Below are 15,397 nucleotides of genomic sequence, written 5' to 3'. Positions count from 1 at the left end.
GGCCGGCTGACCCCCGTCGAATTCGAGATAGTCATGACCACACCGGCTCTCCAGGCCGCGTGACTGAACCTGTCACCCAAAACTGCATCAGACCCCACCACCCAAACGCCCCCACAGGCAACTTGACGACCTATAGGAGCTTCTCGCACGACTCACCACATAGGACACGGTCTCACGCGGGGGTCGCGTGCCGGTTCTCCAGCTCCAGGACTCTCTCCACCGCCTGGATCAGTACGTCCTTAGCGGAGGCGTGGTCCCGCACGTCGCACAGAATGACAGGCACGTCACCCCCTAGGGTCAGAGCCTGCCGCACCACCTCAGCGGGGTAGGCGCGAGCCTCGTCGAAGCAGTTAACGGCCACGATGAACGGCAGTCCACGCCGCTCGAAGTAGTCCACGGCCGGGAACGCAGCGTCCAGCCTGCGGGTGTCCACCAGCACGATCGCGCAGAGCGCCCCAGCGGCAAGTTCGTCCCACATGAACCAGAAGCGGTCCTGCCCGGGGGTGCCGAAAAGAAACAAGGCGAGACGATTGTGAATGGTGATCCTGCCGAAGTCCATGGCAACCGTGGTAACCGTCTTGCGCTCGATCCCCGACAGGTCGTCCACCCCGACGCCAGACTGAGTGAGCGTCTCTTCCGTGTGGAACGGAGTGATCTCACTGACCGTGGAGACCAGTGTGGTCTTTCCCGCTCCGAAACCCCCGGCTACGAGTATCTTCGCAGCCTCTGGGATGTCGTCGCCCGGAGCGGCAGCAACGTTCTGGATCACCTTTGACATTGCGGTCATGCCCTTTCACTCTTCGTTCCGTACGATGGCACGGGATGGCGAGCCGGATCAGCTGCGCAGGAGGTTCCACGGGAACTCACAGCTCGCGGAGGCCCGCCAGTACTTCATTTATGAGCCGCACGCTCGGTCGTCCGGATGGGTTTGCCGGCTGGCGAACGCGGATGGCATGCGTTTCCAGAAGGTCCCCCAGCAGCACTCGCACGACTCCCACTGGCAGATTCATTCGGGCGGCGACCTCTCCCACGGGTAGTGGTCTGCGGCACAGCGTGAGAATGGCCTGGTGTTCGGGCTGCATCGCCGCGCCCTGTTGCAGGGTGCCGACGGACGCGACCACGAAGGCCACGAGATCGAGCCAGTATCCGTCGTTGCGGGTCCTCCCGCGGACCATGGCATAAGGGCGGACAACCGGGCCGGCCGCGTCGTCCACCCACTGGGCCGAGGTCACGTAGTCCTCCCAGCGGCACCCGGCACCGGCTCGTCACGGGAATCCACGGTCAGATGGCTGCCCAGTCGCTTGACGAGCATGGCCATCTCATAGGCCACAACGCCGATGTCGGCGCCCTGCCGGGTTAGTGCCGTCAGACAGGAGTTCTCGCCGGCCGAGCAGACAAAGAGGAACCCGGCTTCCATCTCTACCATCGTCTGCAGGACGGCTCCGCCGCCGAAGTGGCGACCGGCGCCCTTGGCCAGGCTATGGAAGCCGGAAGCCACAGCGGACAACCGATCTGCTTCATCGCGATGCAGATCTGCGGAGGCGCCGAGCAGCAGTCCGTCCGTCGACAGGAGTACCGCGTGACCGATCTCCGGCACGTTCCGGACCATGTCGCTCAGCAGCCAGTCGAAGCTGGAGCCTACCTCGGGTGTGCTGGCCTGCGTCATCGTCAACCGTTCTTTCTGGGGGGAAAGGTGGATATTTGTGAGAGGTGGACCGGCCGGGGATGCTCGCCGCCTTCCCCGGGCTCGGTGTACTGCCCCACCCGGGCTCGGGCGGCACCTGCTTGCAAGGCCGACATCATGGAGCGGACCTGCTCTGGGCGATCCGCCAGGCTCTCGTGCGCAGGAGCCCGCACCATGTCCGAGTACGGTCGCCCCCCTGCGTAGGTGGAGGTGCCCGCATACGGGGCGGCGCCCGGAGAGACGCGTCCGTCCGCCACCTCCGCAGCGCCCGGTGACGAGGCCCGCTCGGGGCTATCGGGCTGCTGAGCTGCGGCGGCCTGCCAGTACGGTGCTGCCTCCTGTGAAATTGCCACACCATCGGGCTGCGGGGGCGTACCGCCCCAACCGATCCCGCCGACGTAGTGGTGCTCTTGGCCCACGTTTCCCCAGTCCATGAGCTGGCCCCTGGCCGCGTCAGCAGTGAGTTCGCCCGCCAGGCTTGCCTGAGGCACTCGGCGTGGCAGGCCATCGATCGTCTCGCCCTTCCCAGGAACACCGTGGGGGTTTAGCACCGGCGGCACGGTGGATGGATTGGGCTGCGGGGCGAGGTGAGCACGGCTTCTGCCCGCCGGTTCGGATGCGGCGGAGATTTCGCCGGGGGGCGCTTCGGGCGACCGCCCAGCATGCGAAGCTGCGATCCGTGACTGGCCAACGGAGGCGAGCTCGGCCCGTGGCGCACCATGTATAGCGGCTGGCCCCTGCCCGGCCCACTTGGGAACTCCCGCTCTTGGCAGTGCGCTGGCAGATTCTACAACTGCTGCATCGGTCTCCAGCAGTTCCGCGGGAATCAGCACGATCGCACTGACCCCGCCGAAGGGCGACCGTCGCAGGGTTACCTCTATGTGGTGTCGCTGCGCGAGCCGGCCGACCGTAACCAGGCCGAGCCGGGTGCTGTCCAAAGTGCTTACTTCCAGCGGGACGTTGAGACGCTCGTTCGCCGCCGCCAGCTCCTCGGGGGGCATTCCCAGACCTCGGTCGTCAATCTCGATGATCAGACCACTGTCCGCGGTACCTACACAGATCCGGACCTCACTGTCCGCGGATGAGAACGCCTCGGCGTTTTCGATGAGCTCGGCGAGTAGATGAATTACGTCGGCAGCGGCACGGCCCTGAATTCCGACAGGCGGGACCGGCATGACCACGACACGGGCATACTGCTCGGTTTCCGCGATCCCTCCGCGCACCACGTCCACTGCCGGCACCGGGCGGCGCCAGAAGCGTCCAGGAGACGTGCCGGACACAATGAGCAAACCTTCGGCATAGCGCCGCATCCGGGTTGCAAGCTGGTCGAGTTCGAACAGTCGGTTAAGGGTTCTGGCGTCCTCCTCGTGCCGTTCCATCTCATCGAGCATGCTCAGCTGGCGGTTGACCAGAACCTGGCTGCGACGGGCGAGGTTCACGAAGAGCTGGGTCATGCCCTCGTGCAGTCGCACATCCTCGCGGGCAAGATCCACGGCGGTGAGTTGGAGCGCATCGAATGCGGCCCCAAGTTCGGCCATTTCACGGTTCACGAAGCGGCGCCGAGTCATGCCAGCACGCACATCAACACTCTCTCCCCTGCGCAGCCGCCCTACCACGTCGCGCAGTTGGTCCTCGGTGAGGTTTCGTGAAGAGCTGCGAAGCCGCTCAATGTCACCGAGCAGGGAGCGGGTCATGCGTACTGACATGACGACGGAGACAACCAGTGCTGTCAGACCCAGCAGGCCTGCGGAGATCAACTCGACGAGTGCTTGACGCGCCGGCGGGCCGGTGTGGGTGAAGACGAGGGCAATGTCGTTCAGAGCGGTGGTGCCCGACGCTTCCTCCCAAGTGTCGAAGGCCGAGCGCCACTGCTCAATGGGGAACGGTAGTTCGCGGGCATCTGGCCCGGCACTGAGGATTTGCTCCTCCATGGTGGCGAGACGGGCCATCGCACCGCCGGGCGCCGCGAACTTCAGGAACGGGGCCCGTTCTGTAGGGGGTAGTTGGGCGATCGCCTGGGCGTTGAGCAGTCGATGCGCTCCGATGGCCTGGACGACGGCCTTGTAGTCGGCCGTGCTCAGCCGCCGAGTAGGGCTCGCTCCTGCGGCCGAAATCAGCGCGTCTTCTTGGGAAAGGATGTCGCCCGCGGGTACCAGGGTGTAGAGCGCCTGACCAAAGTCTTGGGCGTCCTGGTCAGGCAGGATCGTCATGGGCCGCAGTGCCTCGGCGATGCTGCTAGTGATGGCCGTGTACGAGGTGAGGACGTCACTCTTCGTCATCTTGTGCGTAGCCACACCCGACCGGATCGCGGTCAAGGTGCCCAAAGACTTCACGGCTTTGTCGACGCCGGCGCGCACCGTGGAATTACTCGCGTCACGTACGGCGTCGTCCCGCGCCTCCTTGAGGAATACGGCGACGGCCTGGTCGGTGGTTTCGCGACTACGGCGGAGGGTAGCCTTGTCGCTGCCCGGGGCGACAGTCTCGACCACCGCGTTGCGGCGCTCGACTTCGAGCGCGATTACAGCGCGACCCAATGGCGCAGCAAGGTGGTTACCGATGGTGTCCACATGCATCAGAGTGAGGGCGCTTCCCAAGGACAGGTAGGCAGCGTAGGCGCACAGGGCAGCCAGAGACACCAGCGGGAGGGAAAGCAGTGCCGTGAACTTACGGCGAATTGACCAACCGTGACTTCTCACTTAAGGCCCCTCGAAGGTTGTGGTGGCGCACAGTGGCCGGACTTTACGAAGAACAAGAAGCTTCCATCCATGGCCGGAACCCGCAGGCAAATACAGGGTTGACGGCGGTTCAAAAAGCGCCCGGCCGCGTGTCACGCTCCGTTGCGGCACGCTTGGCTCGAGGCAGCTCAATCATGTAGCTGCCAGCGGTAGCAGCCGAGGTAGCCGCAGACTGCGGTTCATGGCGGCTTCTCTCGGTCGGCTGACGCTATGGACAGACCCGGCACACTTACTCTCGATCAGCACAACGGCAGGATTGGCCGATCGGTTCGAAGCAGTAACTACGAGCCCGTACCAAGATCATGTGACTGCCGATGGGCTGACTCTCGTGCTGTGACCGCGAATGTTCACCGGGTCCGGGCGACCAGGGTGAGCTCCGGGCCGGGATGGTCTGGTCAGCGGTGTGGGGAGCCCGTCGTGCCCCCGGCTCTGCGACGATTGCTGAGTGAGCAAGCAAGGGTGGGACACATTGACCAAGTCCGAAGAAGCCTTCGTAGTCAATTCCTATGAGATCGACATTCTGCCTGGTGTCTGGGGCGATCTCGACGAAGCTCGACCAGTCAACGAGCTGGCGGGAACCTTGCCCGCTCTCATCGATCGTGGGTGGATCGAGGTCCGCCGATTCGTGCCGTGGATCTCCCCATCCGGGCAGAACGGCTTCCAGCGGCGAGCTGGTGCCTCGTGATCAGCTTCCGTCGATTCTCGAAGACGGGGCCAACTGGGAGTGGGCCTTGACCCCTGTTCTTGAACACGTCTATGCGGCTCGGGCATGGGTAGTTACTGTTGGAACTCATCTTCGTGGCCGACCGGGCATAGCTGCGAGCGGGAGTGCCGGCCTCGGCTGTCGTATCGGGTCAGCTAGTAGGGCTTTGTTACGTCTCTGGGCAAGTGGTCGCGTTGGTGGTTTTCCTGCTGGTATGAGGGCGAATGAACTCGCGTCGTGCAGGGGGCGGTTGGAGGAGTTTGCTGGGGAGGTTTTCGCGCCTTTGTCGCGTGCTGACCAGCGGGTGAAGGGGAGCCTGTATCTGCGGGGCCTGCTGCTGGACGGGCGTCGCAAGTCGATGCAGTCGATGGCCGGACGCCTCGGTGTGGACCACCAGCAGTTGCAACAGTTCATGACCTCGTCGACGTGGCCGGTGGACAGTGTTCGTGCCGGGTTGGCCCGCCGGGCGGTGGCGGTGGTGCGGCCTCAGGTGTGGGTGGGGGACGACACCGGGTTCCCGAAAGACGAAATGTCCTCGCCCGGGGTGGCCAGGCAGTACTCCGGCACCCTGGGGGCTCGCGTCTGAATAACTGTCAGGGTTGATCTGTGCAGGTGTCGTCGCGTGATGGTAGGTGGGTTTGTAGTTGTGCGAGGGTGCGGGCGGGGGTTCCGGGTAGCGGTGTGACCGCGACGCGGTGCAGGTCCAGGAGGCGGTGGCCGTCTTGGAACTGGTTGGACAGGTTGGTGCGGGTGACGTTCAGGAGCTGGGCCAGAAGTGTGCTGGTGACGGCTCGGCGGCGCCGTAACAGGGCAGTCAGTGGACGGTGGTAATGGTCGAGGCTGCTGATCTGTGGGTGGAGGTAGCTGCGTGGGCGGTGGAAGCGTCGTTGGAATGCCGCCTCGGCCAGGGCGTCCCAGTACGGTTCCGAGACGGCGACCAGGCGGTCGAACGCGGAGCGTGACATCCCGGTCAGGGCCGGGTCGCTGAGCATTGCCGTCAGGGCGGGATCGATCCGCTGTCGGCTCGGCGCCGGCTCGGGGAGCCGGGGTGCGACCGGTGCCAGGGTGTAGTTCCAGCTGCCGTGGAAGGCGTGGGGTGTGATCGGCAGGGCATGGAACTCGGTGGGTGGCACTTCGGTGCCCAGGTCGTATCGGCCGGTGTCGAGTTCGGCTCCGATCCTGAGCCCGGCGCGGGTGGTCGTGGCGGCGATCGTCTCGATGACGGTCTCGTAGCTGGTCAGGGGCCTGCCACGCCAGTTCGCGGTGATGTGGCAGAACATTCTGTGTTCGATCTTGTTCCACTTCGATGTTCCGGGTGGGAAGTGGCAGACCGTGATCTCGAGCCCACTTTCCAAAGCGAAGGCGGCGAGGTGCTTCTTCCATGTCCAGCGTCGGGGGTCGTTGGAACCACCGCAGTCGGCGGTGATCAGCAGCCGACCGGCGTCGGGATGGTCGTCCCGTCCCCGGTGCTGCCACCAGCGGCGGATGGACTCCACTGCGAATTCGCCCGTGTCGTGGTCGGTCCCGACGTTGACCCAGCCGGTGTTGCGGGCGATGTCGTAGATCCCGTATGGGATGACCACGGGCTGGTCACTGGTGATGAAGGTGTGGCAGTCGACACGGATGGGGTTCTTGCCCGGCCGCCAGGTTCGGCCGGGTCGGTCGCGGCTACCGAGCCACTCCTTGGCCTTGGTGTCGACGCTGATCACCGGCTGGTCGCTTTCGAGGAACGCCGCGGCGGTGGCGTTGATGTGCGTGAACTGGGCATCACGGTCCGGATGGCTGGCGCCTTCCGTGGTCTTGGTGGTGCCTTGCAAGCTGTATCCGAGGGAGTGCAGCAGGCGTCCGACGGTCGCCGCGCTGACCGGGTGGTCTTGCATGGTCAGCGCAGAGGCCAGCGAACGGAGTGAGAGCGTGGTCCAGCGCAACGGCGATACCGGATCACCCCGGGTGTGCGGCTCGATCAGAGCTTCAAGCGCGGGCAGCAGACCGGGGTCGGTGACCATCAGCGGCTTGCGGCCGGCTCCTGGAGCCCGGATCCGCCCGGTCGGCATAGGGCGCCCGGACAACTCGGCGATCCCGCGTGCGACGGTGGCCGCACTGGCGCCAGAAGCGGCCGCCACCAACGTGATCCCGCCGTGGCCAAGCGCGGCAGCTTCGCTGGCCAGGTAAATCCGTCGGCGTCGCTCATCGAGATGAGGAAGGAATTAGTCGAACTTCACCCTCAGAGCCAAAACCGAAGCCTGAGCAGCCGCACACGCAGTCACACCTCAGTGTCCCGCCAACACCCGTTCACCGAGCAGTAATTGAAATACAGGCCCTGGGCAAGGTCGGGAACTGCCAGATAGGGGTCAGCGTCCACGCCGCGTCCGACACCGCGTCATGCCCGTTGTCCTGGCGGCTGTTCCTGCCCGGCAGCTGGGACCAACCGGAGGGCGCTGACCGGCGGGCCCGCTGCCGGATCCCCGAGGAAGAGCATCACCGGCCGAAGTGGCAGCTCGCGCTGGACATGCTGGATGAACTGGCTACGGTCGGACTGCGGCCCGCGGTGCTGGTCGCGGACACCGGCTACGGGGCGAACGCCGACTTCCGCCATGGCCTGGAAGAGAGCCTTCAACCGCGACCACCGGATCTACGAAATATTTGACGACGTTGTTGGTTGCCTGACCCACGACCCCGGCTCCGGGGGTCGACAATGGGCACGGGCATGAATCGGCCCTCAGCTTCGCTGCGACAGATCAGCTGCCAGCAGACCCAAAAACCCAAGAAAGCGACTTTGGCCCCAAAAGCGACTCACGAGAAGGTGGCACAGACCGCCGAACTCGAACAGGTTGATATGGCGAGACCTTGGAGCTCGCGACAGGCCGCCACAGGGCCATACAAGCGGCCCAGTCCGACCCGAAGGGGCGTCGAGCCCGCCGAATGGGTGAATCTGAGCTCGTAGGGTCGGGTAGCCCGGTCACGGCAACGTCATCCGGCTACTCAGCCACACCCCGTCAAAGTTGACCAAGGTGTCCGACCAAACCCAGCAGGAGGGTTCAAGCGGGAATTCAACAGATCGCCCTGCGGTCAGAGTGTAGGAGGTGTCGGCGTACACGTGAACGCGGCTCTGGCAAGATTTTCGTAGGCGGAGATCATCTCGGTGACACAGTCGGCTGGCTTGCATAACGTCGGCGGAGGTGGGCGATCAGGACGACGCGGTGGCGGAGAAGGAAGACGCCAGCACGTCCGGCCATGAGTCGCTTCTGCAGCTTGACGTCGGTGATGCGGCCCTCGTTGACCCCGGAGTTGTAAGGGGTGGTGATCCCCTGGGCGACGGCATGTCGGTCTTCGCGCAAGGCTCGGGCGAGGCCGGTCAACGGAGCGAGCCTGGTGCTCGCGAGGTCGTCCAGCCACTGCGGCAAGGATGTCGCGTCGCGGTTGTCGAGCATGGCGGCGAATCGGCGGACCCGGTCGTGGGCGGTCCTGAGTTCAGGGCAGTGGTCGAGGAGCCGGGGCAGGCGGTCGTTGATGTTTGGGCTGCGGCGGTGCGGGTGGGCGGTGATCCAGCGGTGCTTCACGCGGGGAGGGCGGTCGCTCGCGTGGCTCGTCCAGGGGCAGGCCGCGCCGCAGAGGTGCAACGGCCATTTTCACGCGTGGTAGTGGCCGAGATAGCCCTTGGATTGCAGTTCCTCGTGCAGAATCTTCGCGCTGTGTTGCCCCTCGTCCCAGCGTTGTTGCAGGTAGTCGAGGTAGGGATCCAGGCTGGAGGGCTTGCGGGGCGGGCGACGCACCACCTCCTGCCAGGTGTGGGCCCGGGCGTACTTGCTGACGGTTCGGCGGTTCAGGCCGAGCTCCCGGGCCACGGAGCTGTGGCTCCGGCCGGTGCGGGTCAGGGCCTGCACAGCCCCGAAAAGCCTTCGGGCATGGCTCCCAGCCCGGGTGTCCGCCGTGGTGTTCTCGACGGTCTCCTCGACCCGTGCGGGGCCGGTCCCACTGTCTGGTGGCAGGGCTGCGGCCAGACAGCTGCGGTGTGCGGAGGCGATGTCCTGAACTCGGCGAGAGAGGCCCTGCCAGAGGTGAAAGCGGTCGCTGACCTGCGTGGCGTCGGTGGCACCAGCGGTGATGCCCTGCCGGTAGGTGAGGGATCCGTCGCGACAGGCGACCTCGACACCTGGGTGCTCGCGGAGCCAGTGGCTGAGCTGTTCCGCGTCGCGTCCCTCCCAGAGGGTGAGCGGGAGCCGGGCGGTGGCGTCGACCAGGAGGGTGCCGTAGGTGCCGCCGTAGAGCGCAAAGTCGTCCACTCCCAGCACCCGGGGTGTCTCCACTGGTGGAAGTGGCACCCGCATCAGCTGGGCAAGCACCGTGCACCGCGAGAGTCTGACGTTCAGAACCCGTAGCATCCGGGCCCCGCCCCGACCAGCCAGCACAACACCGACCGACTCGACCAGGTGCTGCAGCAGCGGCGTTCGCCGCTGGTAGCGCACGGTCAACCCTGAAACCTGTTCGGCGAAGGTCACCTTCGGGCAGGACCCGTTCTCGCAGTACAGACGGCGCACGGACAAGTCGATCCGGACCGGCCGGCCGCCGAACGCCGCATCGGCGAGATGCCGGACATAGCGGCTGTGGGTCCAGTCACTCACGACGCCGCAGCCGCTACATCCCGCTGGAACACGGGAGCGCGTACAAGCCTCGATCACCACGACAGAACCAGAAGTATCGATCGAGAACACCAGCAACCCGGCCAAGTGCGGTAACAGCTACGATAGTTCAACAGAACACACTCAAAGGCTACCCACCCCGCAAACCAGGCAACTGCCCGCACCGAGATGACCTCCGCCTACGAAAATCTTGCCAGAGCCGTGAACGCACATGGCCGCGTACGGATGAACGTGCAGAGTTCTTGATGTGCTGAGTGCCGGCCCCCGGCACGCTGCTGCCTGTTGTCGAAGGTCGCAGAAAGGGGTGGGCTATGGTCTTGGACCCGCAGCGCTGGCTCGAGCTCCGGCGTTTTCGCGGTTTGGTGGAGTCCGGGGCGATGAGCCTGTCGGAGGTCGCCAAGGAGACCGGGCTGAACTGGCGGACGGTCAGCAAGTACTCGTCTGCGCCTCCGCGCCGGACGGCGAGTGGTCAGCCGCGCAAGCGGGTGGTCGACGAGGTCGCTCCGCTGATCGACGCGATGCTGCGGGCGGAGATCCTGATGAAGGCGGCGGTGATTCACGAGCGGCTGGTCACGGAGTACGGGTTCACCGGGAACTACCAGCGGGTCAAGCTTTATGTGCAGGAGGCCCGCCCGAGGGTCGCGGAGGAACTGGGGATCGCTCCGCGGGAGCTGGCGGGGATGCATCGCCGGTTCGAGGTGATCCCGGGTGCTCAGGCTCAGGTGGACTGGGGCGATGAGGGCAGGATCCTCGCCCAGATGGGCATCCCGAAGGTCTACTCCTTCCATATGGTGCTGTCCCGTTCTGCTACCTCGGCGGGAGAGCAGAACGGGACTATTCGTCGACAGCTATGGCTACTTCGCTTCGGCGGCCCGTTCCGCGGCCCGCATCTGCTTCGTTTCCTCAATCTTGTAGTCGACGAGCAATTCAGTCAGGTGCCGTCGTGCTGGTACGTCGAGCTGTTCAATGATGAGGGTGAACAGAACTTGCGGCTCCAGCGTCGGAAGCTGGTCACTGCTGCCTTCACCGCGCGGTGAAGGAACACTCTCCGTCCCGCCCCCGCGCCCCACCGCCGGTTCGGCGTCCTTCTTCATTACGCCGTAATATCCGAGGCCGGGTGCCGGTTCAATCCCATCGGGCGCATGAGGCTTGGGCGACGCCGAAGCCCGCTTGCCGTGGGCCTTCCGCTCCCCAGCGCGCGCCTTCTTCTCGGCCTGTTCCTGCCTACGCTGGGCCTTCAGCCGCTGTAGGTGAGCTGCCTGCTCGTCGGGCTTCTTTTTCCCGACCAGTCGGAGCATGGCCGCCGATTCCTCGCCCGAATTCAGCTTCGTCTTCAGCTCAGGCGTCAGGCCCAGCAGCGCAAGCCGCTGCGAGACCCACCCCTGAGAGCGGTGAAGGCGACCGGCGAGTGCTTCCTGAGTCCCGTGGACCTTGAGCAGTTGCTCAAGGGCTTTCGCTTCGTCGAGGTGGTCGAGTTCCTGCCGGTGGATGTTGGCGACCAGGGCCGATTCCAGTATCTCGTCAGGGTTGCTGCCGAGCCCGTCGTCGACCATCACCTTGATCTCGGACAGGCCGACCTCCCGTGCTGCTGCGAGGCGTGAGTTGCCGTCGATGACAACGTACTTCGTGTCTGCTTCGAGGTCGTCTTGGCGCCCGGGGTTACCTTCGAGATAGGCGAATCGGCCCATGATGCTGATGGCAGTCTTTTGGCCGTGGTCGCGGAGGCTGGCGCCGAGCTGGCTGAGGTCACCGAGCTTGGACCTCGGGTTGTCCGGGTTGAGGCTGATGACGTTGACAGGCAGTTTGATTGGAGGAGGAGCCCCCTCCGTCGGGGCGGCCGTAACCGCGTTGATCGCGGTGCGACGAGCGCTGATGGCATGCGTCTGGCCGAACGAAGACCCGGCCCCGAGCTGGTCCCTCTTGCTCATGAAATCTCCCGGGCGAGAGCCCGCATTGCGACGGACTGGTCACAGCGCGGGGAGTAGGCGAGCAGCGGTTGCTTTACGCGTACGGCTTCCTTCTGTTCCTTCAGGTCACCAATGACGCCGACAACTCGCGGATCCTTTATGTCCATCCAGGACTCCAGGGACGAGGTGGCGATGTAGCCGCGGCGGGCGTCATAGTGGTTCACAACGATGCCGAGGTAGTCGAGGTCGAGATGCATGTCGTTGCAAAGGTCCTCGACCTGAGAAGTGAGAAGCCCGTATGCGTCGGCCGAGCTGTCCTCGGCCTGCACGACCACGAGTACGCCTGAGTTGCCTGGTGCTTCGCCCTGGCGTCGACGCCCGTAGTACGCAGCCGCGTCCATGCTCAGGCCGAGGCTGGGCGGGCAGTCGATGATCACCGCGTCATAGTCGGCCTCGACGGCGGACAGGGCCCGCTCCAGGGCGGCTTCGCGTGCCCGGACACCGGACAGTTTGACGTCCAGAAGGAACGCGTCAGTGCAGGCGGGCAGAAGGTGAAGGCGGTCACCGAAGCGAGGGTCTTTGACAGGAACGATGAGGTCCTCGAGTTGCCCCTTGGCTTCGCCAGCCATGTGCTTGGTGAGGCTGTCACCTTCGATTGGCAAGGGTTGGTGGCCGAGCTGTTTGGTGAGGTGGCATTGGGGGTCGAAGTCGACCAGGAGCACTCGCAGTCCAAGGCCGGGAAGGTCTTCGTAGTCGAGGGGGGTTGTCTCCTCGACTTCGGACAATGCTGCTGCGAAGTGCTTGGAGATGCGGACCGGGTGAAGTGCCCCAGAGTCCTCGGCCAGTGCTTCGCCTGTACCGGCTGCAATAGCTGTCTTGCCAACGCCGCCCTTCTGGTTGCAGGTGATGATGCGCTTGGGATGCTCGGGTCGTACGACAGCAGGCGCAGGGTTCGTCTCAAGCCACATGACTACAGACTGAGCAAGCCCTTGAATGATCGAGACGCCCCGGGTCGAGCAATCGGCCCGGAAGCTGTCCCACTGGCCTTCGGGTAGGAAGGTTGCGAAGGACTTGGCGCCAGCTGTATCGATAGGCGCGAGATTGGACCCCAGCCGCCGCCAGGCTTCAATCCCAGCTTCGACCGCGCGCTGGATGTCTATGTGATGCTGGGCTGCCCGGATCTTCAGGTCTTGCTGAAGCACTGTGGGGAGCTTGGAGACGACCTTTTCGCGGTCGCCGGGGGAGGGCGAAGTCATAGAAGACACCTTACTAACACGAAAGATCGTTCAAAGCTTCGACACGTTAGCTCGTTCGTGTAACTGCGAGTCATCCAACGTCGTCCGCGCAGTATTACGCCGTAATAGTGCCGCCGCTGGCACTCAGCCGAGTCGCCCTGCCGTATCAGCCGCCTTACGGCGGGCTCGGGCTGCGTCCACTGCCCCGCTACCGCACCCGCCCGGTCAGCCTGCGCGAACACGTCCTGGCCGCAGGACGCGGCAGCGCGGTCGCGGTCAGGCGCAAGGGCTCGAAGGCTGCCATGCCCGCCCGCTTCGTCTTCCTGCGGGTCTGCCTCGCAGGCCGCCGCCCGAAATCCGTACTGGACGGAGTCATCGGTCCTCGATGGCTGACCGCCCAGTGACCCGAAGGCGAGAACGAGCCGGTCGAGTACTGGATCTCCAACCTGCCCGCCCGCGATCTCGTCTGACTCGCGAAGCTGCGGTGGCGCATCGAGCACGACTACCGCGAGCTGAGAACCACTCTCGGACTCGACCACTTCAAGGGCCGCTCATTCACCGACTGGCACCGCCACGCCACCCTCGTCACCGCCGCCCACCTCTTCCTGACCGAACAGCGGTCCTACCCAAAATTCCCTGCCAGGGCCTGACTCTCTACCAGGCCCTGGCCCTCCTCCAACACCTGCTAGTGCTCTGACCGGGAAGGTTCGCCGGGTTGGCGGATCATTCCTGCTCGGAGGCAGCGGCGAGGTGACGGCGGCAGAAGTCGGCAGCCGTGAGGTGAGGCACCTGCAGCGCATCGCTGTAGAGCCGCATTTCACGAGCCGCTCGGTCCAGGTGCTGCCAGAAACTGAGGGGAAGGTCGAGGTCGTCACCGAGATCGACCAGGCAGTCGAAGGCGAGTGCCAGTTCGTTGTGCTCCAGGAACTCCAGCGTCGCTGAGAGATCGATGTCCGGCAGGCGTGTGAGGTGGGCTCGGGCGGCGCCGAGGTGGTCACGGGTCTGATTCCAGCTGGCCTGCAGAGCCTTGCGATCATCGGTCATGGCGCCAGTGTTACTGGTGCCATGAGCGAGGTCACGCGACTTTCGCTGGTCGTCCGCCCCAGCGCAGGCCCTTCTCGCTGCGGATGCGAGCACGCTCCTTCCGCTGGGCGGCGAGGACGTCGGGGTGGCGGGCATTTTTGTTGCGCCAGCGCAGGTAGGCGTGCAGGGCCCGGGTCTGGACGGTGTGGTTGCGGTGGTGGGAGTGGGCGACGGTGAACTGTCGCAGCGGCCCGAAGTGGGCCTCGATCGGGTTGGCCCAGGACGCGTAGGTCGGGGTGAAGCACAGCTCGACCCGGTTCTTCTTCGCCCAGCGCCGGATCTTGTCGCCTTTGTGGGCGGAGAGGTTGTCCAAGATGACATAGATCGGGGCGCCGTCCGGGCGGGCAGCGCGGATCGACCTGAGCGCGGCCAGTGTGTTGCCAGCTCCCTTCCTGCGGCGGTTGACGCCCCAGAGGGTGTCGTCGCCGACGGAGTAGCAGCCGTGGAAGTATCGGACGCCGTGGGTGCGGTGGTAGGTGGCAGGGTGCCGTTCGGGATGACCGGCAGGGGCCCAGGACAAGCCGGCGGTGGGTCGGATGCCGAGCGGGCCGAACTCATCGAACGCGAAGACCCGGTCGGGGAAGCGGTCCAGGACGTGTTCGATGCGGTCGAGCTTGGTGCCGCGCTCGGGGTCCGGGGACTCCTTCCACGTCTTGGTGCGCTGGAAGGTGATGCCGCGGCGAGCGAGCAGGCAACGTAACGCCTCGCGGCCGATGCAGATGACGCGGCCGTGCACATTCCGCAGGTAGGCGGCGAGCTTGCGGATGGACCAGCGGGTGAAGGGCTGGCCGAGCTTGGTCGGGCGAGTGATGGCCGTCTGGACGACGAAGTCCTCGTCGTCAGGACTGAGCAGGCGGGGACGGCCTACCGCCCAGCGAGGGTCCAGACAGGCCAGGCCGATCTCGTTGAACCGGTGGATCACCTCCCGGACGGTGTCCTCGTCGGCCTGCACCAGTTGCGCGATCACCGGCACCCGGTTCCCGCCCGCCGAAGCCAGCAGCATCATCGCGCGCCGGTAGCGCACCGAATTGGTGCTGCCCCGGCGCACGATCTGCTGCAGCTTCTGCCCCTCCTGATCGGTCAGTCTGCGCACCCGCACAGGCTCAGCCACCGCACCTCCAGCAGTTGGATCGGACGTCACCGCACATCCAACCGCCGCCATCACCAACCCGGCGAACCTTCCCGGTCAGAGCACTAGTGTGATGCGCCGGAAATCCTGTGGGTTAGTTCTGCTCTGTTTTCTGGCCGGTGGTTCCGACCTTGGTGAGGTAGTCGGCGAGAGAGTTGAGGATCTCGTCGGCTGTCTTGGTCCAGGTGAAGGGCCGCGGGTTCTCGTTCCAGGTGTCGATCCACGCAGTGATGTCGCCCTCCAGGGCTTTCACGGACCTGTGGACGCCGCGGCGGATGAGT

At 65.2% G+C, this 15,397-nt stretch carries 16 protein-coding genes and 2 pseudogenes; 6 read left to right on the top strand and 12 right to left on the bottom strand.

Going from position 1 to position 15,397, the window contains the following annotated elements; translation table 11 throughout:
• Window positions 1-172 precede the first annotated feature (172 nt).
• From ACIOEW_RS40695 to ACIOEW_RS40680, 4 genes are all read right to left on the bottom strand, one after another.
• Entirely contained in the window at window positions 173-778 is a 606-nt protein-coding gene (locus ACIOEW_RS40695; protein ID WP_401970587.1) for a GTP-binding protein, read from the bottom strand.
• 85 nt (window positions 779-863) lie between these two features.
• The gene (locus ACIOEW_RS40690; RefSeq protein ID WP_401970575.1) at window positions 864-1,232 is read right to left on the bottom strand and encodes a DUF742 domain-containing protein; all 369 of its coding nucleotides are present in this window, start codon (window positions 1,230-1,232) and stop codon (window positions 864-866) included.
• Window positions 1,229-1,666 (bottom strand): roadblock/LC7 domain-containing protein, encoded by a 438-nt coding sequence (locus ACIOEW_RS40685; RefSeq protein ID WP_401970573.1) that lies wholly within the window; start codon window positions 1,664-1,666, stop codon window positions 1,229-1,231. Before ACIOEW_RS40685 ends, ACIOEW_RS40690 begins: the two co-directional genes overlap by 4 nt.
• Before the next feature lie 2 nt (window positions 1,667-1,668).
• The gene (locus tag ACIOEW_RS40680) at window positions 1,669-4,251 is read right to left on the bottom strand and encodes a nitrate- and nitrite sensing domain-containing protein (RefSeq protein WP_401970572.1); all 2,583 of its coding nucleotides are present in this window, start codon (window positions 4,249-4,251) and stop codon (window positions 1,669-1,671) included.
• Between the two features lie 613 nt (window positions 4,252-4,864).
• Here ACIOEW_RS40680 and ACIOEW_RS40675 point away from each other — a divergent pair.
• Window positions 4,865-5,104 carry a hypothetical protein gene (locus ACIOEW_RS40675; protein ID WP_401970569.1) on the top strand — a complete coding sequence of 80 codons (240 nt, stop codon included), beginning with the start codon at window positions 4,865-4,867 and terminating at the stop codon, window positions 5,102-5,104.
• Window positions 5,105-5,405: 301 nt separating this feature from the next.
• A complete protein-coding gene (locus ACIOEW_RS40670) occupies window positions 5,406-5,708 on the top strand; it encodes a transposase (protein ID WP_401970567.1) in 303 nt (100 codons plus the stop codon).
• A gap of 7 nt (window positions 5,709-5,715) precedes the next feature.
• Here ACIOEW_RS40670 and ACIOEW_RS40665 read toward each other — a convergent pair whose 3' ends face one another.
• Window positions 5,716-7,290 (bottom strand): ISAzo13 family transposase, encoded by a 1,575-nt coding sequence (locus tag ACIOEW_RS40665; RefSeq protein WP_401970584.1) that lies wholly within the window; start codon window positions 7,288-7,290, stop codon window positions 5,716-5,718.
• A 38-nt stretch (window positions 7,291-7,328) separates the two neighbouring features.
• Here ACIOEW_RS40665 and ACIOEW_RS40660 point away from each other — a divergent pair, with 38 nt between their 5' ends.
• A complete protein-coding gene (locus ACIOEW_RS40660; protein ID WP_401970582.1) occupies window positions 7,329-7,769 on the top strand; it encodes a transposase in 441 nt (146 codons plus the stop codon).
• 487 nt (window positions 7,770-8,256) lie between these two features.
• Here the strand turns inward: ACIOEW_RS40660 and ACIOEW_RS40655 are convergent, their stop codons facing one another.
• Both ACIOEW_RS40655 and ACIOEW_RS40650 read right to left on the bottom strand, forming a co-directional pair.
• Window positions 8,257-8,682: a transposase gene (locus tag ACIOEW_RS40655; protein ID WP_401970565.1), complete on the bottom strand. Its 426-nt coding sequence runs from the start codon at window positions 8,680-8,682 to the stop codon at window positions 8,257-8,259.
• A 69-nt stretch (window positions 8,683-8,751) separates the two neighbouring features.
• Window positions 8,752-9,801 carry a transposase gene (locus tag ACIOEW_RS40650; protein WP_401970579.1) on the bottom strand — a complete coding sequence of 350 codons (1,050 nt, stop codon included), beginning with the start codon at window positions 9,799-9,801 and terminating at the stop codon, window positions 8,752-8,754.
• A gap of 272 nt (window positions 9,802-10,073) precedes the next feature.
• Here ACIOEW_RS40650 and ACIOEW_RS40645 point away from each other — a divergent pair.
• Window positions 10,074-10,568 (top strand): annotated as a pseudogene (locus ACIOEW_RS40645) (IS21 family transposase); the annotation flags it as partial.
• A 48-nt stretch (window positions 10,569-10,616) separates the two neighbouring features.
• On the opposite strand, the gene ACIOEW_RS40640 reads toward ACIOEW_RS40645, so the two are convergent.
• A complete protein-coding gene (locus ACIOEW_RS40640; RefSeq protein ID WP_401970564.1) occupies window positions 10,617-11,690 on the bottom strand; it encodes a ParB/RepB/Spo0J family partition protein in 1,074 nt (357 codons plus the stop codon).
• On the bottom strand, window positions 11,687-12,925 hold the full coding sequence (locus tag ACIOEW_RS40635) for a ParA family protein (protein WP_401970561.1): 1,239 nt from the start codon (window positions 12,923-12,925) through the stop codon (window positions 11,687-11,689). The genes ACIOEW_RS40640 and ACIOEW_RS40635 overlap by 4 nt, the downstream gene beginning before the upstream one ends.
• A 107-nt stretch (window positions 12,926-13,032) precedes the next feature.
• Here ACIOEW_RS40635 and ACIOEW_RS40630 point away from each other — a divergent pair, with 107 nt between their 5' ends.
• Both ACIOEW_RS40630 and ACIOEW_RS40625 read left to right on the top strand, forming a co-directional pair.
• Window positions 13,033-13,308, top strand: a complete 276-nt coding sequence (locus ACIOEW_RS40630; RefSeq protein WP_401970559.1) for a hypothetical protein — start codon at window positions 13,033-13,035, stop codon at window positions 13,306-13,308.
• Between the two features lie 75 nt (window positions 13,309-13,383).
• Window positions 13,384-13,554 (top strand): hypothetical protein, encoded by a 171-nt coding sequence (locus ACIOEW_RS40625; protein WP_401970577.1) that lies wholly within the window; start codon window positions 13,384-13,386, stop codon window positions 13,552-13,554.
• A 73-nt stretch (window positions 13,555-13,627) separates the two neighbouring features.
• Here ACIOEW_RS40625 and ACIOEW_RS40620 read toward each other — a convergent pair whose 3' ends face one another.
• The 3 genes and pseudogenes from ACIOEW_RS40620 to ACIOEW_RS40610 all read right to left on the bottom strand — a co-directional run.
• Window positions 13,628-13,948 carry a MafI family immunity protein gene (locus ACIOEW_RS40620; RefSeq protein ID WP_401970558.1) on the bottom strand — a complete coding sequence of 107 codons (321 nt, stop codon included), beginning with the start codon at window positions 13,946-13,948 and terminating at the stop codon, window positions 13,628-13,630.
• 31 nt (window positions 13,949-13,979) lie between these two features.
• Window positions 13,980-15,098, bottom strand: coding sequence for an IS630 family transposase (locus tag ACIOEW_RS40615; protein ID WP_401970555.1), 1,119 nt, complete (start codon window positions 15,096-15,098; stop codon window positions 13,980-13,982).
• A gap of 112 nt (window positions 15,099-15,210) precedes the next feature.
• A pseudogene (locus ACIOEW_RS40610) lies at window positions 15,211-15,397 on the bottom strand (IS630 family transposase); the annotation flags it as partial.

The sequence above is a fragment of the Streptomyces sp. NPDC087901 genome (genome assembly GCF_044742205.1).
Taxonomy (GTDB): domain Bacteria; phylum Actinomycetota; class Actinomycetes; order Streptomycetales; family Streptomycetaceae; genus Streptomyces.
This window is presented reverse-complemented; position numbering and strand designations above follow the sequence as displayed.

What these genes read in the sequence shown, in the direction of transcription:
- ACIOEW_RS40640 (WP_401970564.1), bottom strand. Translation starts at nt 11,690, where the DNA reads ATGAGCAAGAGGGACCAGCTCGGGGCCGGGTCTTCGTTCGGCCAGACG.
- ACIOEW_RS40685 (WP_401970573.1), bottom strand. Translation starts at nt 1,666, where the DNA reads ATGACGCAGGCCAGCACACCCGAGGTAGGCTCCAGCTTCGACTGGCTG.
- ACIOEW_RS40695 (WP_401970587.1), bottom strand. Translation starts at nt 778, where the DNA reads ATGTCAAAGGTGATCCAGAACGTTGCTGCCGCTCCGGGCGACGACATC.
- ACIOEW_RS40620 (WP_401970558.1), bottom strand. Translation starts at nt 13,948, where the DNA reads ATGACCGATGATCGCAAGGCTCTGCAGGCCAGCTGGAATCAGACCCGT.
- ACIOEW_RS40635 (WP_401970561.1), bottom strand. Translation starts at nt 12,925, where the DNA reads ATGACTTCGCCCTCCCCCGGCGACCGCGAAAAGGTCGTCTCCAAGCTC.